Here is a 21008-nt window from a genome sequence, read left to right on the forward strand (position 1 = left end):
TCAGGTGACGGCATACAATCGTTAGTTGGCTTGCAGTAAAACATTTGCTCATCTAAAATGTTAAGAGTTTCATCTGTGCGAATACCTGCAAATTGTGAAATTCTATCTGTCTTTGGATTGATACCAAAAGTCTCAAAATCATACCAATAAAATGTTTTCATAGTTGTGATCCTAAATTCAAATTCTAAGTGTAACTTTTTGTTGGCTAATAATACCTGATTCAAACTCTTTTGCAATTTTATGGAGAATTAATAATGAAAATGCTAAAAGTCTCAAAACTATAGTATAGAGCTCAGATCTTTGTGTCAATAGTTGTTAGAAAGTAAGGTTGTAAGCCCCTTTATCCTAAAAAATGTCCGTTTGTCTGTTTGTAAAATAAAAAAGTTGATTTTATTTACAATAGGAGTTTCTATCATTCTAAGGATAATCAAAATGAAAAAAATAACACTTTCTTTATTGTTGGTTTCAAGTTTGTCTTATGCGACAAATATTGAAATAAATATTAGCAATATCAAACCAATCGCTGGTAAATTGTCAATCGCACTTGATACTAAAGACACTTATAATAAAGACGATAAATCAAATAGTGTTTTTAGCGCTAGAAAAAAAATATCTACCTCTAAGCATAAAATTATCATTAGTGATGTTGATGCTGGTACTTATGCACTTTCTATTTTTCATGATGTAGATAATGACAATAAACTCAGCACCAATCTTCTTGGGATGCCGAATGAGGGTTATGGATTTTCAAACAATGTTGTTGGTAATTTTGGCAAACCAACCTTTAAAGAGGCTAGTTTTATTGTTAATGGTGAGCAAGAAACTATTAAGCTTAATGTGGCGTTGATTCGATGAATAGAAGGGAATTTATACGCTCAACTGGAGGTTTCGCACTCAGCAGTTTGGTATTTCCACATTTGTCATTTGCCCAACAAGACGAATGGATAACAGCCTTTAATCAAAACCTTAAAATTAAACCATGGCTTATCGGTTGGCAAGGTACAAATCAAGAAACACTGCAAACTGGAGCCCTTGAAGTTAAGGGGAAAATTCCACAATATTTAAACGGTTATTTTTATCGTAATGGTCCTGCACAAAATGAAGTCTATGGCAAACGCTATCATCATTGGTTTGACGGTGATGGGATGGTGCAAAAATTTCACATTGCCAATGGAAAAATTTCACATTTCGGCAAAATGGTTGATACACATAAATATTTGACTGAAAAACGACAACAAAAAATGTTGTTTCAAACTTTTGGCACTTATCTACCAAGGCGTATTACTAATGTGGATAAAATCAATGTTGCGAATATTAGTTTATTGCCATTAAATAAGCGTTTGTTTGCTTTGTGGGAGGGAGGCAGCGCTTATGAGATAAATCCTAAAACCTTAGCAACGATTGGCATTCAATCATGGTCGCCACAAACCAAAGGCTTACCATTCGGAGCGCATTATCGTCAAGATCAAGATGGTTCTATTTGGAATATTGGTTACGCCAGTTTAAATAATGCTATTGTGTTATGGCATCTTGATAGTCGTGGCAAACTCAAGCAATCTAAAGTCCTTCCTATTAAAAATGTACCAATGGTGCATGATTTTATGATCACTAAAAAATATTTAGTTTTATTACTGCCATCCTTTCGTTTTGATAAAGCTAAATTTATGAATAAGCATAGTTTTTTAGAGGCACATTATTTTGACAAGGATCAAGCGACAATTGTTTGGTTAATTGATAAAGACACTTTAAATATTCAGAAAACTTTTGAACTGCCAGCACAATTTGTCTTTCATTTTGTTAATGCATATGAGCAAGATAATGAAGTGGTTTTTGAATCTATGCGTTACCCTAATGCTGATATTTTTAATGCTTTTACCGAGGTAATGCGTGGTAGAAGCAATAAATTTACGGAAGCCTATCCATATCGAGTACGACTTAATTTAGAAAAAAACACAGTGATTGAAGAAAAGCTTAGCAATATTTATAACGAGTTTCCAAGTATTGATATCAATGAGACAGGGTTAGTGCACACACAAGTAGTTTCATTACAGCAACGAGGTGAACTTTTTTACAATTCTGTAGCAATAAATAATTATCAAACAGGAAAAGAGCAATATTTTTCTTATACTCAGCAATTGGCAGAAGAGCATTTACTGATCAAAGATGCACGCGGTAATGATTGGGTGGTGGGTACAACGCTGGATTACGGGGAAAAATGCACTAAAGTCAATATTTTTAACGCTAAAAAATTAAACGATGGTCCTGTTGCTGTGGCAAAATTACCTTATGTTTTGCCTTTGGGGTTTCATGGGAAGTTTATTAATGGCTAAAAATGCGATATTTATTATCATCCGTCTATGCAAAAGAAATTTTTAATACCACTGTTTATTACCCTTATCTTTAATACACTCATTGCAGTATTATTGTTCTTATTGCTGGGTAATATTGATTTTAATTCTTTGTTGTTTATTTCACATAGTATTGGATTGAGTGTTTTAGGGGCTAATTTTTTGATACCCTTTGAACAGTATTCAAATGATATTGGCAAAATTATTTCACACTCTTTGATGGGCTTATTGTTTGGTTTGATGATTGCATTTATTGGTCATCGCCTTATCTTTGGCATTGACTTAACTTACTTAATCATTTACCCTGCTTTATTCTTTAGTGTTGTTGCTGTGCTGATTTCTTGGTTGTATTTCAGTCGTTTAGATAACCAAGAAGCACTGGATAAAATTAAAAGAAAATTAAGTGTTGGTCATAAAAAATTGCACTGGGTCAAAACAGCTGATAGCAAAGGCAACATATTTTTGCTTAATGTAAAAGAGATTGAATATTTTCAAGCACAACAAAAATACACTTGTGTTTATAGCAAAGGTAGAGAATATTTAATTACCACGGGCATTAAAACTTTAATTACGCAGCTAGATACTAATTATTTTTGGCAAATTCATCGTAGTAGTATTGTTAACATAAGTTTTATTAGTCAAGTTTCTAAGAATGAACAGGATAAATTAATGGTTTATTTGTCTAGTGGCCAAGCGCTTCCTATTAGTCGTAATCACCTACATTTGTTTAAAAAAATGTAAATATTCATTTGTTCATTAACAAAAAACCCGGCATATAGCCGGGTTTTTAAATTCACAAACAACGGTGTTATTTTGGAATAACGTTTGCTGCTTGTGGACCTTTGTCACCATCTTCTAAATCGAATTCTACTTCTTGACCTTCGTCTAGTGATTTGTAACCGTCGCCTTCAATAGCACGGAAGTGAACGAATACATCGTCACCACTTTCTTGCTCAATAAAACCAAAACCTTTTTTTGCGTCAAACCATTTGACTGTTCCTGTTGTAGACATTTTGTCTCCTATAAATTATAAAAAAAACACCGAAAAAAAATCACCACCTTTATAACTTGTAGTTGATATAAAACAATCAATACACATAACAATAAACAGCAGCTGTATTCTTACCAGCGCTTTCTATTTTAACGATAGTTGAGCGTTTGTGTAAAGAAATTTCAAATTATCGTGAAAATTTAGGCTTTTTCCCGCGTCTGTTACTTTTTTCATTGTCTCGTTTATGGTTTCTGGAGAATTTTTTGCGCCCAGTTGTGCGTTTCTTATTGCTTGGTTTATTCCCGTCAGTTGTTGCTTTATTATTCTTTTCAGTGAGTTCTGTCATATTTAGGCGTTTGCCACAAACCACAGTTTTTTGCAACATTTTTAATACTTCGTTAGGCATTTCATCAGGTAAATCAATGGTTGAGCAATCATCAAAAATCTGAATTGAACCAATATATTCACTGTCCATATCAGCTTCATTGGCAATTGAACCTAAAATATTTCCGGGTTTCACATTGTTGTTATTGCCCACCTCAATACGATAGCGACACATTGGAATTTGTGGATGGTCTTTTAAAGGCGTGGCTTTGGTTGAGAGTGTTTTTGCCTCGCCTTGTGTTTGCTCTCTGCCAAAACTTTGCGCTTTATCTGAGATGAGTAATGGCTCGCTACCTTGTGCGATAAATGCCAATGCAGAGGCAATTTTCGATGATTCAATTGCTGGATTTTCTGTTTGGAATTCAGTGACTAACTTTTCAAATATTTCTAAATTCTGGTTGTTAATGGTTTGCGCTATGTTTTGTTTGAATGTTTCAACACGCTTGGCATTAATAATCTTAGCTGTTGGCAATTCAAGAGGGGCAATCTTTTGACGCGTAACCCGTTCAATGGTGCTGAGCATGCGTCTTTCACGATTTGATACAAATAAAATCGCCTCACCCGTTCGACCTGCACGACCCGTTCTACCAATACGATGCACATAAGATTCAGGGTCATGTGGAATATCGTAATTAACCACATGTGAGATACGCTCAACATCTAAGCCTCGTGCTGCCACATCAGTAGCAACAAGGATGTCAATCTTACCTTTTTTATAATTATTAATAATGCGTTCACGCTGAGTTTGTTGAATATCACCATTAATGGCTTCTGCTGAAAAGCCACGCGCAGAAAGTTTTTCTGCTAGCTCAACGGTCATGGTTTTAGTTTTCGTAAAAATAATCATTGCATCAAAGGTGATAACCTCAAGAATACGGGTTAAAGCCTCTAACTTTTGCGACAAGCCACCCACCATGCAATATTTTTGTGTAATCGTTGTTGCTGTTTCTGTTTTGGTTTTAACCTTAACAATCTTTGGCTGATTGAGAAATTTTTCTGCTACTTTCTTGATGACAGATGGCATCGTTGCTGAGAATAGGGCGATTTGACGCTCTTGTGGAATGTGCTCCATCACCCATTTAATATCATCAATAAAACCCATCTTTAGCATTTCGTCGGCTTCATCCAAGACGAATGATTTTAAATTATCCAGTTTTAAAGTGCCGCGTTTAATATGATCCATTACACGACCTGGTGTGCCAACGACTGCATGAACCCCACGCTTGAGTGGGCGTAGCTGCACATCGTAGGATTGCCCACCATAAATAGGCAATACATGGAAGCCTTTCATACCGCGTGCATAAGTTTGCACCGCTTCTGAGACTTGAATAGCCAATTCGCGCGTGGGCGCTAAGATAAGCAGTTGTGGTGCGTTGAGTTTTATATCAATCTGGTCAATCAACGGCAAGGCAAAGGCTGCCGTTTTTCCTGTACCTGTTTGTGCCTGACCAATAACATCATGACCATTGAGTAAGTAAGTGATACATTGCTCTTGAATCGGTGAAGGCGTTTCATAGCCAATGGAATCCAATACTTTTAAAATAGCATCAGATAGACCTAAATCACTAAATTTTGCTTGTGATTTTTTGCTTTCTTGGGTGTCAGACATAGTTGTTTGGTAGATAGGAAAAGAGCGCAATTATACACTGAGAGCGTCAGCAAACTAAGAGTGGATTTTGGATGATTATGTATATTTATACAAAGGTTCCTAGCCATGATTTATTTATTTTGATTAACACGGTATTGTTGGTATTAAGCTAACAATGCAAAAAATAGCATAAAAGTCAGGCTTTAGCGTATCATTTTATGCTTTGAAAGCAAGGTTTTTTATGAATTCTAAAAAAGAATTGTGGGTGTTGTTGGCTTCGTTTGTGTTGCCAATTGCACTGGGCACGGCATTTTTCTATTGGAATCCAACTGCCTTTACGGGTAATACCGTTAATTACGGTGAGTTTGTTAATCCTATTATTACCACGCAAAAACAAGATGTGGTGTTTTCTGAGGACACTCAAGGCGATTTGCAAGGACTGTGGACGCTAACTTATGTAACAAATACTTGCGATAATGCTTGCGAAAAAACCCTAAAAGATATGAAAACTATCCGTACTTTGATGAATGAAAATATGCGCCGTGTGCAAAGATTGTTATTGATTAGTGGCACCAGAAATTTACAAAAGACAGGTTTGTTAATTGCTAAGCCAAGTAATAAATTACAACAGAAATTAAGAAAATTTCCAGATAATAGTTTGTTCTTGATTGACCCACTGGGCAATGTAATGTTGCGTTACAATCCTCAATCTTTAGAGATTAAACGGGTGATTAAGGACCTTCAGCGTTTGTTTAAATATTCGCGTATCGGTTAACCAATAGAGCAAAGACTTATGCCATCATTTAGCGATTTACTTGGACTTTGTAAACTTAAAGTAGTAGCACTAATATTGCTAACAGCGGTTGTTGGCATGTTTTTGGCAGTGCCTGCGCCATATTTTCCTGACTTAATATTGGTTGCGCTTGCCTCTCTTGGTATTGGTTTGGCGTCAGCATCAGCGGCGGTGTTTAATCATATTGTTGATGAGCAAATTGATCTTCAAATGTCTCGCACCCATCAACGACCTTTACCGCAAGGCAAAGTGAGTCGCAATCAGGCGTTGGCATGGGGGGTGTTTTTAGGGGTGATTGGTTTGGGTATTTTGCAGTTATTTGTGAATACTATTACTATGGTATTGACTTTTATCTCTCTGATTGGTTACGCCGTGATCTATACGATGTATCTCAAACGCGCTACGCCACAAAATATTGTGATTGGCGGTGCAGCAGGGGCAGCGCCGCCGATTTTAGGTTGGACTTCAATCGCAGGTACACAAAATATTGAGTATGCTTTATTGTTGTTTTTGATTGTATTTGTTTGGACGCCGCCACATTTTTGGGCATTGGCAATTTTTCGGGTAGAGGAGTATCGAAAGGTCGATGTGCCGATGTTGCCAGTTACGCATGGTTTGGCTTATACTAGGGTACAAATTTTGTTTTATACGATATTATTAATATTGGTTACCTTGTTGCCTTATTTGTCAGGTATGTCAGGGTTGATTTATCTTGCTTCAGCTTTAATTTTGGGCTTTATATTTTTGGCATATGCGATTAGAATTTACAAAAATCCAGGTGATAATCAGATCGCTTGGCGCACTTTTATGTTTTCGGTTAATTATTTAATGTTGTTATTTGTGGCGTTACTTATTGACCATTATTGGTTAATGACACTAGGATAGAATAATGAAAGGATTAGGACAGGTATTTAAAGCAGTAACTTCAGCCATGATTGGCGTCGGCAAAAGAGAAGACCTTATTAAGGACTTTGAACGCACAGAAAAACAAGGTCCATGGCCTTATATTATTGTTGGCTTGATTATGACTGTTGGCTTTATTGGTGCGGTGATTGTTGTTGTCAAGTTAGTGTTGGCTTAATGGCGGTTTAAACACCTTGTGTATCAGCGTAATAATGCTGAGCAGTAATAATAATGCCACGGTATTGTGCAAGGTTGCAATTGCCATTGGTATTGACCACACCACATTTAAAATTCCTAATATTATTTGTATTGCCAATAAGCTACCAATCATAGCCAAATTGCCCTTTAGGTGTGGATAAACTTTAAACGAATAGATTAAGGTAATGGTAAACAGCGTGGTAATCAACGCACCAATTCGGTGCATCATTTGAATGCCAGCACGGGCTGGATTTTCTAATATGCCATATTCATAGTTATGCTCTACGCCAATTGGACCCCAATGTAATGCATTGATAAAATCCATTGTTGGCCACCAAGATCCTAAGCATTTTGGAAATTCTTCACCACAAGACAGCGCTGCGTAATTAGTGGAAGTCCAGCCACCTAGAATAATTTGTACACTTAAAATAAATAAAGTTATTATTAATAACAGTTTGTGTCTTTTTAAAATATGTCGATAAGTAATAGACGGATTACCTTGATTGAGTAGTAACCATGTTAGTAAAGCAGTGGTAACAAAGCCACCAATAAGATGTGTGGTAACGATACCAGGGTGAACCAACAAGGTAACTGTCCACATACCAAAAGCACCTTGTAACATAACAAATAAGGCGGTAAATGCAGGCAATCCAAGCGACTGTGGGCGTCCTGTTTTTCTTTTAATGGCCAGAAAAAACAACACCAAGATAGCCAGCCCTAGCAAGGATGCAGCATAGCGATGTAGCATTTCTTTCCAGCCTTTAGTGGCTTCAAGTGGGCGTTCATAGCCTTCAATTTTTGTACCATCAACATGGTCTGGTACAATCAAGTGTCCATAACAAGTGGGCCAATCGGGGCAACCTAGCCCCGCATCACCAAGGCGTGTATAAGCACCTAGAATAACAACAATAAATGCAAGAACAAGAGATGTTTTTAGTAATTTTTTAAACATTTGGACTATGAGAGTTAAAAAAGCAAGAGAGGTAATATACTTATTTTTTATAGCCATAATAATACATTACAATATTATTGTATTACCACATTATTACATTAATATATTACTAAATTATTATGGACTTGCAAATTATTATTTATTATGAATAATGCATATTTTATTAAATTAAAGTTCTAGGGAGAAGTAATGAAAAAACTAGTAGTAGCATTTGGATTGTTATTAAATTTTAATGCGTTTGCTGAATATGGGGTGAATATGACCGAGGGAGTAACCTCAGTCAGCCGTGATATTTATGGTTTACATATGATGGTTTTTTGGGTGTCGGTTGCTATTGCTATTGTGGTGTTTGGTGCAATGTTTTATTCATTATATGCACACAGGCAATCAAAAGGTGCAGTAGCGGCAAACTTTCATGAAAGCACCAAAGCAGAGTTGGTTTGGACAGTTGTTCCAATCATTATTTTGATTGGTATGGCGGTTCCAGCATCAAAAGTATTGATTGATTTGGAAGACACAACCAAAGCTGAGATGAGTATTAAAATCACAGGTCATCAGTGGAAATGGCAGTATGATTATCCCAAAGAGGGCATTAGTTTCATTTCAAATTTATCACAAGATTCTAGAGATGCAGTGAATGGCACAGACGCAGGGCGTGAGAATGCCGATAACTATTTATTGAATGTTGATAAGCGTTTAGTTTTGCCGGTAGACACCTCAATTCGTTTCTTAATCACCTCTAATGATGTTATTCACAATTGGTGGGTTCGTGATTTTGGCGTTAAACAAGATGCCAATCCTGGTTTTATTAATGATGCATGGGCCAAGATTGACAAAATTGGCACATACCGCGGGCAATGTGCTGAGTTATGCGGCAAAGACCACGGTTTTATGCCAATTGTGGTTGATGTGGTTTCTAAAGCAGATTATAAAAAATGGGTCGTTAAGCAACAAGCTGCCAAGGCAGCAGTGGTAGCAAGTGCTACTAAAACTTGGTCGAAGGCTGATTTGATGGCAAAAGGTGAAACGGTTTATAATGCTAACTGTGCCGCTTGTCATCAAAAAACAGGTTTAGGATTGCCACCTGTATTCCCAGCAATGAAAGGCTCTAAAATTGCTAACGGTCCTGTAGCTGACCACATAAACATTGTGCTTCATGGTAAAGGAGCTATGCCAGTATTTAAAATACTAAATGATGTGGATTTAGCAGCGGTAATGACTTATGAAAGAAATGCTTTTGGCAACACAGGTAGTGTTGTTCAACCCTCAGATGTTAAATCTGCACGATAATCAAGGAGAATAGATATGACAACAACACACGACGAACATCATCACGGACCTGAAAAAGGCTTAATGCGATGGATTAAAACAACGAACCATAAAGATATTGGCTCTCTTTACATGTGGTTTGCCTTTACGATGTTATTAATAGGCGGTGCATTTGCAATGGGCATTCGTGCTGAATTATTACAGCCAGGACTACAATTGATGGAACCACAGTTCTTTAATCAACTGACTACGATGCATGGTCTGATTATGGTATTTGGTGCGATTATGCCCGCCTTTGTTGGTTTGGGTAATTGGCTCATTCCAATGATGGTAGGTGCACCTGATATGGCATTGCCTCGTATGAATAACTGGTCATTTTGGATTTTACCATTTGCGGGTGGAATTCTTTTAAGCACATTCTTTATGGAAGGCGGTGCGCCAGCATTTGGTTGGACATTCTATGCGCCCCTATCAACAACATTTGCACCCGATAGCACGGACTTCTTTATTTTCGCAGTTCACTTGTTAGGCTTCTCATCAATTATGGGTGCGATTAATATTATTGCAACCGTGCTTAACATGCGTGCACCTGAGATGAAGTTAATGGATATGCCATTATTTGTATGGACTTGGTTGATTACTTCATTCCTACTCATTGGTGCGATGCCAGTATTAGCAGGTGCGGTAACGATGATGTTAACGGACCGTAACTTTGGTACCGCATTTTTTGATGCAACGGGTGGCGGTGACCCAGTCATGTTCCAGCATATCTTTTGGTTCTTTGGACATCCTGAGGTCTACATTATGATTTTGCCAGCATTTGGTGTGGTTTCTCATATTATTCCAACCTTCGCGCGTAAGCCGTTATTTGGTTATTCGTCAATGGTATATGCAACCGCATCAATTGCATTCTTGTCCTATATTGTATGGGCACACCATATGTTCTTAACAGGTATGCCAGTCGCAGGCGAGCTGTACTTTATGTATGCCACTATGTTAATTGCAGTGCCTACAGGCGTTAAAGTGTTTAACTGGGTGTCTACAATGTGGAGAGGGTCAATGACATTTGAAGCACCCATGTTATGGGCAATATCTTTTGTATTCTTATTCACGATTGGTGGTTTCTCTGGTTTGATGTTGGGTATTGCGCCAGCAGATATTCAATATCATGACACTTACTTTGTGGTTGCACATTTCCACTATGTATTAGTAACAGGTGCATTGTGGTCAATCATTGCAGCAACCTTTTATTGGTTACCTAAATGGACAGGAAAAATGTATAACGAGAAATTAGCCAAAGTGCACTTCTGGTGGGCGGTTATTTCAGTGAATGTCTTGTTCTTCCCTCAGCATTTCTTGGGTCTTGCAGGTATGCCAAGACGAATTCCTGATTATTCATTACAGTTTGCAGACTTTAACTTTATTTCTTCCATTGGTGGTTTTGCATTTGGTGCATCGTTCATCTTATTAACTTATATTGTGATTGATTGTATTCGCAATGGTAAGCCAGCCAGTGCACGACCTTGGGAAGGCGCAAAAGGCTTGGAGTGGACATTAGAGCCAAAAGCGCAATATCACAGTTTTAATACACCACCATCAAGAAAGCTAATTGAGGCTGAGTCTCAGAATTCTTAATGGAAGATAAAAGAAAAGGCGCTGTTAAGACTGCGATTATTTTTGGCGCTATAGCAATAGGAGTATTTGTAGCCACCATCGTGCTATATAACCCGATTGGCTAATATGGAGCAAAAAAAGATAACAAAAAAGTTCTGGATTAAGTTAGTTTCAGCGCCAATATTGATGTTTGCCTTTGCTTATGCAATGGTACCCATCTATACTGTTTTTTGTGAGATTACTGGATTTAACGGCACCACAGGCAGAATAGACAGTGAGCAACAATATGCAATTAATGAAAATCGTAAAGTTGAGGTTAGTTTTTTTGCTATGACGATGGGTGGCTTCCCAGTGCAGTTTGGGCCCAAGGTGAATTCGATGACAATCGTACCTGGTAAGTTTTACACCGCCAGTTATATTGCTAAGAATAATACTGACGAAACGATTGTTGGGCAAGCGATACCGAGTGTGGCACCAACAGATGCGGCGCTATATTTTAAGAAGCTGGAGTGCTTTTGTTTTAATAAACAGGTATTCAAGCCACACGAAGAAGTAGAAATGACTTTAAGGTTCGTGGTTGAACCAGAATTGGACAAACGAATAAAAGATATAAGTTTGTCTTATAATTTTTTTAAACTTAAAAAATAGAAAAAAATGAGGAGAGGTGATATGAGTAAAGAGCAAGCATATTATGTGCCACACGGCACATACTGGCCAATTATTGGCTCAATTGGCATCGCAACATTATTTGTGGGTTTTGCCAATCAAATGCATGGGGTAGAATGGGGCGGCTCAGTGATGGCACTTGGTTTTGCGATTACAGTGTTTATGATGTTTGGCTGGCTTGGTCAAGTCGTTAACGAGAGTGTTAGTGGCATTTACAACAGTCAAGTTGACCGTTCATTTCGTTGGGGAATGAGTTGGTTTATCTTTTCTGAAGTGATGTTTTTTGCTGCCTTTTTTGGTGCGTTGTTCTATGCAAGGCAACTTTCAGTGCCTTGGTTAGGCGGTGCAGACAATAACATATACACGCCAGAATTGTGGAATGGCTTTAAAACAGGATGGGATGCAATTGCTTTCACAACACCGGGTGCAACTTTACAATCTGGTGTTGAAATGTCGGTGCCAACGCAATTGGTCAATACTTGGGGCTTGCCAGCACTTAACACATTGTTGTTATTGCTATCAGGTGTTACTTTAACCTTTGCTCATCATGCCCTGCGTGCTGGTCATCGCCATCAAATTATTGGCTGGTTAGTGGCAACCATTGCATTAGGATCGGCTTTTCTAGGTTTTCAAATTATGGAATACGGTCATGCATATCATGATGGCTTGAAGTTAACTTCAGGTATTTATGGCTCAACTTTTTATATGCTGACTGGCTTTCACGGATTCCATGTAACCGTTGGTGTAATTATGCTGACGGTCATTTTATATCGTATACAAAAAGGTCATTTTACTGCTGATAACCATTTTGGCTTTGAGGGCGTTGCTTGGTATTGGCATTTTGTAGATGTGGTATGGCTCGGTTTATTTATATTTGTTTACTGGCTGTAATAGTTAAGCAGATATAATAAGAAGGCTCCGTTTGGAGTCTTTTTTATAGGGGTTTTATGATAGAAGTATTAATCATTGTTGTTATTATTGCCATATTAATTGCGTTGGGTTTTGGGCTTATGGGGTTACTTAAAGGCGGAAGCCAAGGTTCGGATAAAATGTTTAAATCCTTAGTAACTCGTGTTGCTTTATCGGTTGCTTTATTTATCTTTGTGATATTTTCAGGTTATATGGGTTGGATACAACCCAATGCAGTTGTATTTGATGCGCCAACTATACAAGCACCTATACAAAAGTGATTAAACGCAGATTTATTCTACCTAGCATATTAATTGTCCTTACAATATGGGGTTTATTGTTATTAGGATTTTGGCAATTAGATCGTGCCGATGAAAAACGCGCAATTGAGCATGCTATTGTTTTGGCATTATCAAATCCTGCTGAGTTGGTTACCCGCAGTGATGTTTTAATGCAAAAAGAACACCACCAAGTTTTACTTGAAGGACACTATGATAACGACAAACAATTTATCTATGACAATCAGATTGTTAACGGTAATGCTGGATATTATGTCTTAACGCCTTTTATATTGGACAACAAAACAACCATCTTGGTTAATCGTGGTTTTGTGCCGTGGTATGGTAATCGTGAAAAATTAGCCGATATCACCATCCGTGAAACTAAAACCAGTATTCAAGTAAAGTTGATTAAACCTAAAGAGCGCATTAAGTTTAAACAAAACCATAACGCAGCATTCCCAATGCTGATCCAATCCTTGAATATAGGGCGACTCTCACATTTATTAGGTGACCAACTTGTTCCGATGTTAGCGCAATTAGATATTAAATCAAACAATGGATTTTATCGACAATGGCGACCATTTTACGGCAGTGTTGATAAACATTTAGGTTATGCCCTGCAGTGGTTCTTAATGGCGCTTGTGCTAAGTTTTATTGCAATCAGACTGTTGGTAAAAAATAGCAAAAACTAATACCACACTCATTTAAGCTTTAAGGGCTTCGCTAATCATTCATCATTATGTAAAAAGCCCTTAAAAATATCACTTTAAAATAAAATTATATTATAATATAATGATAATATGCTATAATTCAAATTAAGACATAGATAGAGCAAGGTTATTATGATACAAAAAACGATTGAACGCTTAGTTAGTGCCGAATATTCGTCAGCCAAATTATTTTTTGGCTTTTCAATTTGGCTGATTCTTATCCCTCCTGTTAGTGCTTTTTTTGGTATGCATTATTATGGCTGGTCGTTAGGTATATCCGATCCGATTCGTCTAAGTATTGTGCAATCACTTTCCATTGCTATTTTTTATTTCTTGGCACTTGTTGCTGGTTTTTTTATCACTGCATTGATCATTAAATGGATGTCTGCAGTCTATGCACCGAAGGCAACGCTAAACGGTGCTTTTGCAGTTGTTACTGTTGTTACTACACCGATTATGTTGGCGGGTATTGCGCATTTATATCCTTCGCTTTTGTTTCATGTGATTGTTCTCCCTCCAGTTTTTGCGTTAAGCGGGTATTTATTATTTACCTCTATCCCCCTGTTGTTAAAAACAGATTATGATCGAGGTATTTTTATGGGTTGCTCACTGTTTGGTTTCATATCAACTGCTGGCATTTCTTTGTTAGGCCTTAGTGCCATTGCTTGGGTTCACGGTATCGGCCCTAATTTAGGAGTTTAATTTTATGAATAACAATTCTCACTATACAGATTCTGCCACTGTTTTCTTGATATTTTGCACCATGATTTGGGCAATTATTGGCATGAGCGCAGGTGCGTATCTAGCATCTGAGTTAGTAATGCCTTGGCTAAACTTTGACATTGCACAGATTACCTTTGGGCGTTTGCGTCCATTCCACACCAATGCTGTTATTTTTGGTTTTGGCGGGTCGGCGTTGATTGCAACAGCATTTTACAGTGTACAGCGTACTTGTCATGTGCGTCTATTTGCACCAAAACTGGCGTGGATTGTAGCGATTGGCTGGCAGATTGGTGTGGCAGTTGGTGTGGCAAGTTTGTTAATGGGTTATACCAGTACTAAGGAATACGCTGAATTTGAATGGCCGGTTGATATTGCAGTTGCGATTGTTTGGGTGAGTTTTGGTATTGTATTTTTTGGCACATTGGCTATTCGAAAAATTCGTCCAATTTATGTGTCTAATTGGTTTTATGGGGCACTGATTATTGTGGTAGCAATGTTGCATATTGTTAACAACTTAGCAATCCCTTATAGTTGGTTTCAATCTTATACAGTGTATGAGGGTGCTCAAGATGCGATCGTGCAATGGTGGTATGGACACAATGCCGTTGGCTTCTTCTTAACAGCAGGATTTCTAGGTATGTTTTATTACACGCTACCCAAACAAGCGGGCAGACCAGTTTGGAGTTATCGTCTTTCCGTCATTGCCTTTTGGGCGTTCGTTTATACCTATATTTGGGTAGGACCACATCACTTGCATTACACTTCTATTCCTGATTGGTTAATGACAGCAGCAATGGCAATGAGTATTATTTTAATTTTGCCTTCTTGGGCGACGATGTTAAATGCAGTGATGACCATGAGTGGTGCTTGGGACAAGTTACGCAGTGATCCAGGTATGAAGTTTGTGGTTGTATCAATGATTTTTTATGCTTTGTCTACTTTTGAAGGTCCTATGTTGGCAATCAAGAGTGTCAATGTTATTAGTCATTACACTGATTGGACAGTAGGCCATGTACACTCAGGTGCCTTAGGTTGGAATGCTTTTGTAACCTTTGGTACGCTTTACTTCTTGGTGCCTAAGTTGGTAGGTGCCTCAGATTTATATAGCAAACGATTGGCGAATATACATTTTTGGCTGGCATTGATGGGCGTATTAATTTATATTGTGGCGTTGTGGGCATCAGGCGTAGCACAAGGTATTATGAATCTATCCATTAATGATTATGGGCAACTTAATTATAGTTTTATTGATATTGTGGTTGTTACTATTCCTTATCACTGGATGCGCTTAGCGGGAGGTTTGATGTTCTTATCAGGTACATTACTAATGTCTTATAATTTGTATAAAACTTATGCAAGCAGTAAACACAATTTACCCGTCTTAGTAAAAATACCAAAAGTGCACCCTGGTAACGAAATTTAGGAGAATTGAAATGTTAAAACTACATAGAACCATTGAAAGTAATTCAGCACTGTTAATATTTGGCATTTTGATTGTCGCCTCAATTGGTGGCTTTGTACAAATTGTGCCAAATCTATTTGACGAATCACTGCATAAGGGCACAGAAAATGTGAAACCATATACGGCATTACAACTAACAGGCAGAGATATTTACATTCGTGAAGGTTGCGTGGGTTGCCATAGTCAACAAGTGCGACCATTGGTGGCAGAAGTGATGCGTTATGGTCCAGCTTCAAAAGCTGGCGAACATATTTATGATCGTCCATTTTTATGGGGCTCAAAACGAACGGGTCCTGACATAGCGAGGTTGGGAGGCAAATATAGCGATAAGTGGCATGAATTGCATTTAATCAACCCTAGGGCGGTAGTGCCTCAATCCATTATGCCCGCCTATCCTTGGTTGGCTAAAAATAAGGTTGATTCAAAGGATATTGTTGCCAAGTTGGAATTGCTTAAATGGTATGGGCATCCTTATACTGACGAAGAAATTAAACAAGCAGAGCAAGCAATTAACGGAAAAACAGAGTTAGAAGCAGTGATTTCTTACCTACAAGTATTGGGGACTTTTCGCTAATGTGGAAATTTATTCTAATTGGCGATATGGTAGCCATGGGGTTTATGATTGTCTTGACTATGTGGATGCTGATGAGGCAAAGTAAAGAATCACAAGATTATTGTATGAATATCCCCTTATTGGATGAAGAAGTAACAGGAGAAAAACATGAGTAATTTACCTTTTTTTTGGCAAAGCGTTGTCGTTATATTAACTGCTGGCGGATTGATTTATTTATTAACATTAGGTATTGGTGTCCATTTTAGTAAAGCGATAGATGATCACGATGTGAGTTGGGATGAAACCTTAGAAGAAGGTATCAATCCAGCACCTTCATGGTGGTTTTGGCTGGGTATTAGTGCGGCAATTTTTGCCGTGTTTTATATGATTTTTTATCCAAGTTTTGGCAATTATAAAGGCTTGCTACAGTCAAATCTTGCGCAGGAGTATGTTGAACATAAAGCAGACTTTGAGCATGAATATTACCAAGAACTCAATACGCTAAAACAAGCTGATATGGCAACTTTACAAAAAGACCCTAAGGCAATGCGTTTGGCAAAAAACACATTTTCACAATATTGTCAATCTTGCCACGATAAAGATGGGAAAGGTCAGACTAACTTTCCAAATTTAACTGACCAAGCTTGGTTTTGGGGTGGTTCAGAGGCGCAAATTACTCAAACGATCACGCATGGTAGAAAGGCAATAATGCCAGCTTGGGGTCCAATGTTAAAAGAAAAGGGTGTAACTAATGTTGCTAACTATGTCAAAAGTATTTCTGATAATACTTTTGATGAGGAAAAACACGCAGCTGGCCAAGCAAAATACAAGCAAGTTTGTGCGGGTTGTCATGGTGTAAATTTACAAGGTAATCCAATATTTGGTGCACCCAATTTAGGCGACAGTGCTTGGATTTATGGTGGCGATTTAGATTCTATTAAGACATCAATTAGATTTGGTAGAAGGGGTGTTATGCCAGCACATAAAGACAGACTAACAACCTTACAGATTAAATTGTTGGTGGCTTGGTTAAAGAAAAATAGTTAGTGTTTTGAAAGGTCAATATTTTCCTATATTGGTAAAGTTCTTAGTATCGTTTATAGTGATGAGCGTTGTCACTTTAAGTTTTGCAGATGATGCAAAAGATGCCGCACTTAGAACGGCAGAAAAATTATGTCAGAATACTTATCCAACAAGCATTGAAAATTGTTCAATTGTATTTAGTAGAATGCATGGAAATTGTTTAGCATGTCACTTTATTCAAGGCGGCACGCAAACAGGCAATATTGGACCTACGCTATTTTCTATGAAACAAAGATTTCCAGATAAAGCCGTATTACGAGCAATTATTTGGAATGCAGGAGACAGAAATGCCAATTCTATTATGATGCCATTTGGTCAACATAAAATATTAACTGAAGAGCAAATTGATAAAGTAACAGATTTTATTTATACTTTGTGAAGTCCTTGCACAGATAATGATGATTTCTATTTGAGACTTTTGCATAATGATGAATAATCACCAAAAGTCAATGATGGGTAATTATTTGAAACACAATCCTGTCGTTGCTGTTGCTATAATTTTATTGGCACTTATCTCTTTGGCAGTGTATTCTATTATGCATTGGGATGAGCATCAGATTGCTCAGTATATTCAAGTAGATGATTGCCAAATAGCCAAAACCAGTTGTATAGTAGCACTAGACAAGGATACCAGTATTAAGGTTAATATCCTACCAAGAGGTATTCCAGAAACAGATACATTAAGTATTTTTATTGACACTCAGGGAGAAAGAATTGACACTGCCTCTATTGTTTTTGAAGGTATTGAAATTGACACAATCACGCCAGAATATCGCTTGTATAAAAAAAATGACACGCATTTTTCAGGCAAAGGTTTTCTGGCGATATGCTCGCTTTCAAAAATGCACTGGATTGCACATATAATTGTAATAAAAGACAGTAAAGTTTGGAAGATTTCTTTTCCATTTGAGAAAAATATTTTACCTAAAGGTCGCTAAAAAAAATGAACTTAATATTTGGACGCATCGCATTTATCTTTGGACTCATCGCATTTATCTTAGCTATATTGGCTATTTCTATGCCAAAATTTGATGTTTGGACGACGCTTTATTCTGTTATTTTTGCTGTGTTTGCTGTTGGTTGGGGATTTTGGTTGGGCATTATTGCTATTGTTGTTAATTTAATAAACTTGCTGATTTTTTCATCAGATATGTTTATCACGCCAGGATTTGCAATATTTGCAGTGTCCTTAATACTGGCTCAAATTATTGGCCTAGTGGTTCTGGTTAAACACAATAAACGACACTCAAGGGTAAAAATTCAGGCACACAGTTAGATTGTTTTCTAAGAATTTAAGTGCTATTAAGTTTAGAATTTTAATAGTATCACAACTTCAAGTGGTTGTTTTCATGTGGTGGTATTTTATTTAAACTCTCCATAGGTATTTTCTTAAACAGCGTCCTGTCTTCAAATCTAGTGTGCTCTCTAAGTAACGCTCCAAATTTTAATAGAGTGGCTGGATTAATATTTTTTGCTAATTCTAGTAATAGCTTGTGTTCGTCCACTATACGCTGACAATCTTGTTGATTATTTTGTATGAGTAATGGTAAGATGTATTGTTCTTCAAAATTAAAATGGGCTAAAAAATTTCGTTCAAAGGTTTTTGTTATTAATTGACATATTACCCCTTCATTGTCTAGATTTTTTGCATTAATTGCCTTATTGGCGAGTGACAGAGATAGATGGTGTTCTTTTGTTAATGCTATTAATTGCTGAGGTATCTGCATTTTTGTTATCCAAACGAGCCATCAACTCTTTTTTGAAAAAACATCTTACTGTATATATAGACAAATAAACCAAAGGCAATTATCCAAAATAATTGAGCAATGATAATAAATTGTTGATAATATTCGCTCCAAAATATAACAGCAATAACCCTAAATATAAAAGCAGCTATCAGCATAGAAAAAATAATACTGAGCGCCTTGGGTGGTGCAAAGACATTTCTGCCAGTATGACCAAGGCTAACTCTACTCATCATGCTGAGTGTTATAAGTCCAATAGCAATAGCAAAACTGTGTATTGCCACATTGATTGGTAAGGTTATAAAGTGATCAATAACTGTTAATAAGAAGGCTAAATTAATCATGCCATAGGCAACATACAAACCCCAGAGCAATGGCTTATTCCAAATTTCGCTATCATACCAATAGAACATTCTGATGCTATGGATAATAAATAAGAGTAAGGCACTAATTTGCGTTATTGCTGTTTTAAAGAAAATAATATCAATAGCAAATACAACAAATAAGACCATGCTACTTAAATCTAGGAATTTAGAATTTTTGAGCTTGATGTCCCTTGATACAGTATGCTCAATAAAGACTGGAATCAGTCTGCGTATCATCATCAAAATAAGCGCAACTACAGTATAAAAGGCAATATAAATGCCTAAGTATTGTCCATTTTCTATGTAGCCTAAAGCACCTAAATAAAATAAAATATTGGCAATGGTAAAGGTCAATAACTTAAAAAAAATAGCTAAGTTTTGCCAGTTTTTTGCTTTGATAATAGGCGTGGTTATAAACAATAATGAGAAAACTAAAAAATATAAATCAGCAATTAGTTGATAAAAAACATAATCATCACCCATAACAAAAAGTACTCTAGCAATCAACCACGCAACGCCTAAAGATAACAAGGGATAACCGTTCGTTGTTTTGAGTTTTGTCCAGTTCTGAGTTGCTGTTAATAAAAAACCCACAATAACAGCCATTGTGTAGCCAAAAATCATTTCATGTGCATGCCAATAATGTGTATTAAACTCAACATTAATTTGCTTGCTAAAGAATAACAACCAAGCCAGCATTAACAGTGACGAGCCTAGTCCAGCAGCAAAAAATAAAACTCTAAAACCAGACCTTAGGAAGGCCGGCATTTTGCTTTGAGCTTCAATTAACACAGTCTTTATTTCCATTTGATTGAACAACCCATTGAGGGGGTTTGTTCTATTGGACCTTGCCCAGTGGTTGCCACTTGACTCATTGCATCAAACAAATCGCGCTTGACATTGTTTGGCATGGTCTCTTTGCGTGAGGCGTCAAGTCGACCGCGATATTGTAACTTCAAATCGGCGTTATAGCCAAAGAAGTCTGGCGTGCAAACTGCACCATAAGCTTTGGCAATTTCTTGAGTTTCATCGATTAAATAAGGAAATGGAAACGCCATTTCTTTGGCAATTTTTTGCATATTTTCAAAAGAGTCTGCCCTATATTCTTCTGGGTTGTTAGACATAATTGCAACTGCATTTAAACCTAATACTTTCAATTCTTTAGTGTCTCTGATAATGCGCTCAATAATGGCTTTAACATATGGACAATGATTACAAATGAACATTACCAGTAAGCCATTTTTGCCTTTACAACTTGCTAAGTTGTGTATTTTTCCATCTGCACCTTTGAGGTTGAAATCCATCGCTGGTGTGTTAAAGTCACAAATTGGAGTTTGTGTACTCACCATGGTGTTTCCTTTATATTTTAAAATTGGTCGGGACAGCAGGATTTGAACCTGCGACCACCACACCCCCAGTGTGGTGCGCTACCAAACTGCGCTATGCCCCGAAAAGCTACTATCATAGCGTA

Annotated in this window: 27 protein-coding genes and 1 tRNA gene; 20 read left to right on the forward strand and 8 right to left on the reverse strand. The window is 37.2% G+C overall.

Going from position 1 to position 21008, the window contains the following annotated elements; all coding sequences use genetic code 11:
- Window positions 1-161, reverse strand: a 161-nt coding sequence (locus BBROOKSOX_RS02690) for an exonuclease domain-containing protein (RefSeq protein ID WP_257607740.1), incomplete at its 3' end; no start/stop codon positions are given.
- A 271-nt stretch (window positions 162-432) separates the two neighbouring features.
- Here BBROOKSOX_RS02690 and BBROOKSOX_RS02695 point away from each other — a divergent pair.
- From BBROOKSOX_RS02695 to BBROOKSOX_RS02705, 3 genes are read left to right on the forward strand one after another with little or no spacing between them, the layout of a single operon-like run.
- Window positions 433-855, forward strand: a complete 423-nt coding sequence (locus tag BBROOKSOX_RS02695) for a DUF2141 domain-containing protein (protein ID WP_139659642.1) — start codon at window positions 433-435, stop codon at window positions 853-855.
- Window positions 852-2330: a carotenoid oxygenase family protein gene (locus tag BBROOKSOX_RS02700; protein ID WP_139659643.1), complete on the forward strand. Its 1479-nt coding sequence runs from the start codon at window positions 852-854 to the stop codon at window positions 2328-2330. The genes BBROOKSOX_RS02695 and BBROOKSOX_RS02700 overlap by 4 nt, the downstream gene beginning before the upstream one ends.
- A 27-nt stretch (window positions 2331-2357) precedes the next feature.
- Window positions 2358-3089 carry a LytR/AlgR family response regulator transcription factor gene (locus BBROOKSOX_RS02705; protein ID WP_139659644.1) on the forward strand — a complete coding sequence of 244 codons (732 nt, stop codon included), beginning with the start codon at window positions 2358-2360 and terminating at the stop codon, window positions 3087-3089.
- 67 nt (window positions 3090-3156) lie between these two features.
- Here the strand turns inward: BBROOKSOX_RS02705 and BBROOKSOX_RS02710 are convergent, their stop codons facing one another.
- Together BBROOKSOX_RS02710 and BBROOKSOX_RS02715 are read right to left on the reverse strand one after the other, a co-directional pair.
- Window positions 3157-3360, reverse strand: coding sequence for a cold-shock protein (locus BBROOKSOX_RS02710; RefSeq protein ID WP_139659645.1), 204 nt, complete (start codon window positions 3358-3360; stop codon window positions 3157-3159).
- Between the two features lie 166 nt (window positions 3361-3526).
- Window positions 3527-5332, reverse strand: a complete 1806-nt coding sequence (locus BBROOKSOX_RS02715) for a DEAD/DEAH box helicase (RefSeq protein WP_139659646.1) — start codon at window positions 5330-5332, stop codon at window positions 3527-3529.
- A 220-nt stretch (window positions 5333-5552) separates the two neighbouring features.
- On the opposite strand from BBROOKSOX_RS02715, the gene BBROOKSOX_RS02720 reads away from it, so the two are divergent.
- The 3 genes from BBROOKSOX_RS02720 to BBROOKSOX_RS02730 are packed head-to-tail and all read left to right on the forward strand — an operon-like array spanning window position 5553 to window position 7185.
- The gene (locus BBROOKSOX_RS02720) at window positions 5553-6086 is read left to right on the forward strand and encodes a hypothetical protein (RefSeq protein WP_139659647.1); all 534 of its coding nucleotides are present in this window, start codon (window positions 5553-5555) and stop codon (window positions 6084-6086) included.
- 18 nt (window positions 6087-6104) lie between these two features.
- Window positions 6105-6989, forward strand: a complete 885-nt coding sequence (cyoE, locus tag BBROOKSOX_RS02725; protein WP_139659648.1) for a heme o synthase — start codon at window positions 6105-6107, stop codon at window positions 6987-6989.
- 4 nt (window positions 6990-6993) lie between these two features.
- Window positions 6994-7185 (forward strand): DUF2970 domain-containing protein, encoded by a 192-nt coding sequence (locus BBROOKSOX_RS02730; RefSeq protein WP_139659649.1) that lies wholly within the window; start codon window positions 6994-6996, stop codon window positions 7183-7185.
- Here BBROOKSOX_RS02730 and BBROOKSOX_RS02735 read toward each other — a convergent pair.
- Window positions 7171-8157, reverse strand: a complete 987-nt coding sequence (locus tag BBROOKSOX_RS02735) for a COX15/CtaA family protein (protein ID WP_139659650.1) — start codon at window positions 8155-8157, stop codon at window positions 7171-7173. The two genes, BBROOKSOX_RS02730 and BBROOKSOX_RS02735, sit on opposite strands and share 15 nt — an antisense overlap.
- Window positions 8158-8346: 189 nt before the next feature.
- Here BBROOKSOX_RS02735 and coxB point away from each other — a divergent pair, with 189 nt between their 5' ends.
- From coxB to BBROOKSOX_RS02805, 14 genes are all read left to right on the forward strand, one after another.
- On the forward strand, window positions 8347-9447 hold the full coding sequence (gene coxB, locus BBROOKSOX_RS02740) for a cytochrome c oxidase subunit II (RefSeq protein WP_139659651.1): 1101 nt from the start codon (window positions 8347-8349) through the stop codon (window positions 9445-9447).
- Window positions 9448-9462: 15 nt separating this feature from the next.
- Window positions 9463-11061: a cytochrome c oxidase subunit I gene (ctaD, locus tag BBROOKSOX_RS02745; RefSeq protein WP_139659652.1), complete on the forward strand. Its 1599-nt coding sequence runs from the start codon at window positions 9463-9465 to the stop codon at window positions 11059-11061.
- Window positions 11062-11166: 105 nt separating this feature from the next.
- The gene (locus BBROOKSOX_RS02750) at window positions 11167-11688 is read left to right on the forward strand and encodes a cytochrome c oxidase assembly protein (protein WP_139659653.1); all 522 of its coding nucleotides are present in this window, start codon (window positions 11167-11169) and stop codon (window positions 11686-11688) included.
- A 21-nt stretch (window positions 11689-11709) separates the two neighbouring features.
- Entirely contained in the window at window positions 11710-12597 is an 888-nt protein-coding gene (locus tag BBROOKSOX_RS02755) for a cytochrome c oxidase subunit 3 (protein ID WP_139659654.1), read from the forward strand.
- A 56-nt stretch (window positions 12598-12653) separates the two neighbouring features.
- The gene (locus BBROOKSOX_RS02760) at window positions 12654-12896 is read left to right on the forward strand and encodes a twin transmembrane helix small protein (protein WP_257607736.1); all 243 of its coding nucleotides are present in this window, start codon (window positions 12654-12656) and stop codon (window positions 12894-12896) included.
- A 56-nt stretch (window positions 12897-12952) separates the two neighbouring features.
- Window positions 12953-13588: an SURF1 family protein gene (locus BBROOKSOX_RS02765; RefSeq protein ID WP_257607737.1), complete on the forward strand. Its 636-nt coding sequence runs from the start codon at window positions 12953-12955 to the stop codon at window positions 13586-13588.
- A 150-nt stretch (window positions 13589-13738) separates the two neighbouring features.
- A complete protein-coding gene (locus BBROOKSOX_RS02770) occupies window positions 13739-14308 on the forward strand; it encodes a Yip1 family protein (RefSeq protein ID WP_139659655.1) in 570 nt (189 codons plus the stop codon).
- 4 nt (window positions 14309-14312) lie between these two features.
- Entirely contained in the window at window positions 14313-15752 is a 1440-nt protein-coding gene (gene ccoN, locus BBROOKSOX_RS02775; RefSeq protein WP_139659656.1) for a cytochrome-c oxidase, cbb3-type subunit I, read from the forward strand.
- Between the two features lie 10 nt (window positions 15753-15762).
- The gene (ccoO, locus tag BBROOKSOX_RS02780; protein WP_139659657.1) at window positions 15763-16365 is read left to right on the forward strand and encodes a cytochrome-c oxidase, cbb3-type subunit II; all 603 of its coding nucleotides are present in this window, start codon (window positions 15763-15765) and stop codon (window positions 16363-16365) included.
- Window positions 16365-16520, forward strand: coding sequence for a hypothetical protein (locus tag BBROOKSOX_RS02785; RefSeq protein ID WP_180323822.1), 156 nt, complete (start codon window positions 16365-16367; stop codon window positions 16518-16520). Before ccoO ends, BBROOKSOX_RS02785 begins: the two co-directional genes overlap by 1 nt.
- Window positions 16513-17391: a cytochrome-c oxidase, cbb3-type subunit III gene (gene ccoP / locus BBROOKSOX_RS02790; RefSeq protein WP_139659658.1), complete on the forward strand. Its 879-nt coding sequence runs from the start codon at window positions 16513-16515 to the stop codon at window positions 17389-17391. The genes BBROOKSOX_RS02785 and ccoP overlap by 8 nt, the downstream gene beginning before the upstream one ends.
- 58 nt (window positions 17392-17449) lie before the next feature.
- A complete protein-coding gene (soxX, locus tag BBROOKSOX_RS02795) occupies window positions 17450-17806 on the forward strand; it encodes a sulfur oxidation c-type cytochrome SoxX (RefSeq protein WP_257607738.1) in 357 nt (118 codons plus the stop codon).
- A 49-nt stretch (window positions 17807-17855) separates the two neighbouring features.
- Window positions 17856-18365: a hypothetical protein gene (locus tag BBROOKSOX_RS02800; protein ID WP_139699195.1), complete on the forward strand. Its 510-nt coding sequence runs from the start codon at window positions 17856-17858 to the stop codon at window positions 18363-18365.
- 80 nt (window positions 18366-18445) lie between these two features.
- Window positions 18446-18703 carry a hypothetical protein gene (locus tag BBROOKSOX_RS02805; RefSeq protein WP_218973691.1) on the forward strand — a complete coding sequence of 86 codons (258 nt, stop codon included), beginning with the start codon at window positions 18446-18448 and terminating at the stop codon, window positions 18701-18703.
- Window positions 18704-18752: 49 nt separating this feature from the next.
- Here BBROOKSOX_RS02805 and BBROOKSOX_RS02810 read toward each other — a convergent pair whose 3' ends face one another.
- The 4 genes from BBROOKSOX_RS02810 to BBROOKSOX_RS02825 form a co-directional block, all read right to left on the reverse strand.
- Entirely contained in the window at window positions 18753-19154 is a 402-nt protein-coding gene (locus tag BBROOKSOX_RS02810; RefSeq protein WP_139659661.1) for a hemerythrin domain-containing protein, read from the reverse strand.
- 5 nt (window positions 19155-19159) lie between these two features.
- A complete protein-coding gene (locus tag BBROOKSOX_RS02815; RefSeq protein ID WP_139659662.1) occupies window positions 19160-20344 on the reverse strand; it encodes an NnrS family protein in 1185 nt (394 codons plus the stop codon).
- Entirely contained in the window at window positions 20335-20886 is a 552-nt protein-coding gene (locus tag BBROOKSOX_RS02820) for a thioredoxin family protein (protein WP_139659663.1), read from the reverse strand. Before BBROOKSOX_RS02820 ends, BBROOKSOX_RS02815 begins: the two co-directional genes overlap by 10 nt.
- A gap of 24 nt (window positions 20887-20910) precedes the next feature.
- Window positions 20911-20987: transfer RNA gene (locus tag BBROOKSOX_RS02825), tRNA-Pro, on the reverse strand.
- Window positions 20988-21008 lie beyond the last annotated feature (21 nt).

Source organism: bacterium endosymbiont of Bathymodiolus sp. 5 South (genome assembly GCF_900128535.1).
GTDB lineage: Bacteria > Pseudomonadota > Gammaproteobacteria > PS1 > Pseudothioglobaceae > Thiodubiliella.

Coding starts and splice junctions, on each gene's coding strand:
- BBROOKSOX_RS02695 (WP_139659642.1), top strand. CDS start 433: ATGAAAAAAATAACACTTTCTTTATTGTTGGTTTCAAGTTTGTCTTAT.
- BBROOKSOX_RS02700 (WP_139659643.1), top strand. CDS start 852: ATGAATAGAAGGGAATTTATACGCTCAACTGGAGGTTTCGCACTCAGC.
- BBROOKSOX_RS02705 (WP_139659644.1), top strand. CDS start 2,358: ATGCAAAAGAAATTTTTAATACCACTGTTTATTACCCTTATCTTTAAT.
- BBROOKSOX_RS02710 (WP_139659645.1), bottom strand. CDS start 3,360: ATGTCTACAACAGGAACAGTCAAATGGTTTGACGCAAAAAAAGGTTTT.
- BBROOKSOX_RS02715 (WP_139659646.1), bottom strand. CDS start 5,332: ATGTCTGACACCCAAGAAAGCAAAAAATCACAAGCAAAATTTAGTGAT.
- BBROOKSOX_RS02720 (WP_139659647.1), top strand. CDS start 5,553: ATGAATTCTAAAAAAGAATTGTGGGTGTTGTTGGCTTCGTTTGTGTTG.
- cyoE (WP_139659648.1), top strand. CDS start 6,105: ATGCCATCATTTAGCGATTTACTTGGACTTTGTAAACTTAAAGTAGTA.
- BBROOKSOX_RS02730 (WP_139659649.1), top strand. CDS start 6,994: ATGAAAGGATTAGGACAGGTATTTAAAGCAGTAACTTCAGCCATGATT.
- BBROOKSOX_RS02735 (WP_139659650.1), bottom strand. CDS start 8,157: ATGTTTAAAAAATTACTAAAAACATCTCTTGTTCTTGCATTTATTGTT.
- coxB (WP_139659651.1), top strand. CDS start 8,347: ATGAAAAAACTAGTAGTAGCATTTGGATTGTTATTAAATTTTAATGCG.
- ctaD (WP_139659652.1), top strand. CDS start 9,463: ATGACAACAACACACGACGAACATCATCACGGACCTGAAAAAGGCTTA.
- BBROOKSOX_RS02750 (WP_139659653.1), top strand. CDS start 11,167: ATGGAGCAAAAAAAGATAACAAAAAAGTTCTGGATTAAGTTAGTTTCA.
- BBROOKSOX_RS02755 (WP_139659654.1), top strand. CDS start 11,710: ATGAGTAAAGAGCAAGCATATTATGTGCCACACGGCACATACTGGCCA.
- BBROOKSOX_RS02760 (WP_257607736.1), top strand. CDS start 12,654: ATGATAGAAGTATTAATCATTGTTGTTATTATTGCCATATTAATTGCG.
- BBROOKSOX_RS02770 (WP_139659655.1), top strand. CDS start 13,739: ATGATACAAAAAACGATTGAACGCTTAGTTAGTGCCGAATATTCGTCA.
- ccoN (WP_139659656.1), top strand. CDS start 14,313: ATGAATAACAATTCTCACTATACAGATTCTGCCACTGTTTTCTTGATA.
- ccoO (WP_139659657.1), top strand. CDS start 15,763: ATGTTAAAACTACATAGAACCATTGAAAGTAATTCAGCACTGTTAATA.
- BBROOKSOX_RS02785 (WP_180323822.1), top strand. CDS start 16,365: ATGTGGAAATTTATTCTAATTGGCGATATGGTAGCCATGGGGTTTATG.
- ccoP (WP_139659658.1), top strand. CDS start 16,513: ATGAGTAATTTACCTTTTTTTTGGCAAAGCGTTGTCGTTATATTAACT.
- soxX (WP_257607738.1), top strand. CDS start 17,450: ATGAGCGTTGTCACTTTAAGTTTTGCAGATGATGCAAAAGATGCCGCA.
- BBROOKSOX_RS02800 (WP_139699195.1), top strand. CDS start 17,856: ATGAATAATCACCAAAAGTCAATGATGGGTAATTATTTGAAACACAAT.
- BBROOKSOX_RS02805 (WP_218973691.1), top strand. CDS start 18,446: ATGCCAAAATTTGATGTTTGGACGACGCTTTATTCTGTTATTTTTGCT.
- BBROOKSOX_RS02810 (WP_139659661.1), bottom strand. CDS start 19,154: ATGCAGATACCTCAGCAATTAATAGCATTAACAAAAGAACACCATCTA.
- BBROOKSOX_RS02815 (WP_139659662.1), bottom strand. CDS start 20,344: ATGGAAATAAAGACTGTGTTAATTGAAGCTCAAAGCAAAATGCCGGCC.
- BBROOKSOX_RS02820 (WP_139659663.1), bottom strand. CDS start 20,886: ATGGTGAGTACACAAACTCCAATTTGTGACTTTAACACACCAGCGATG.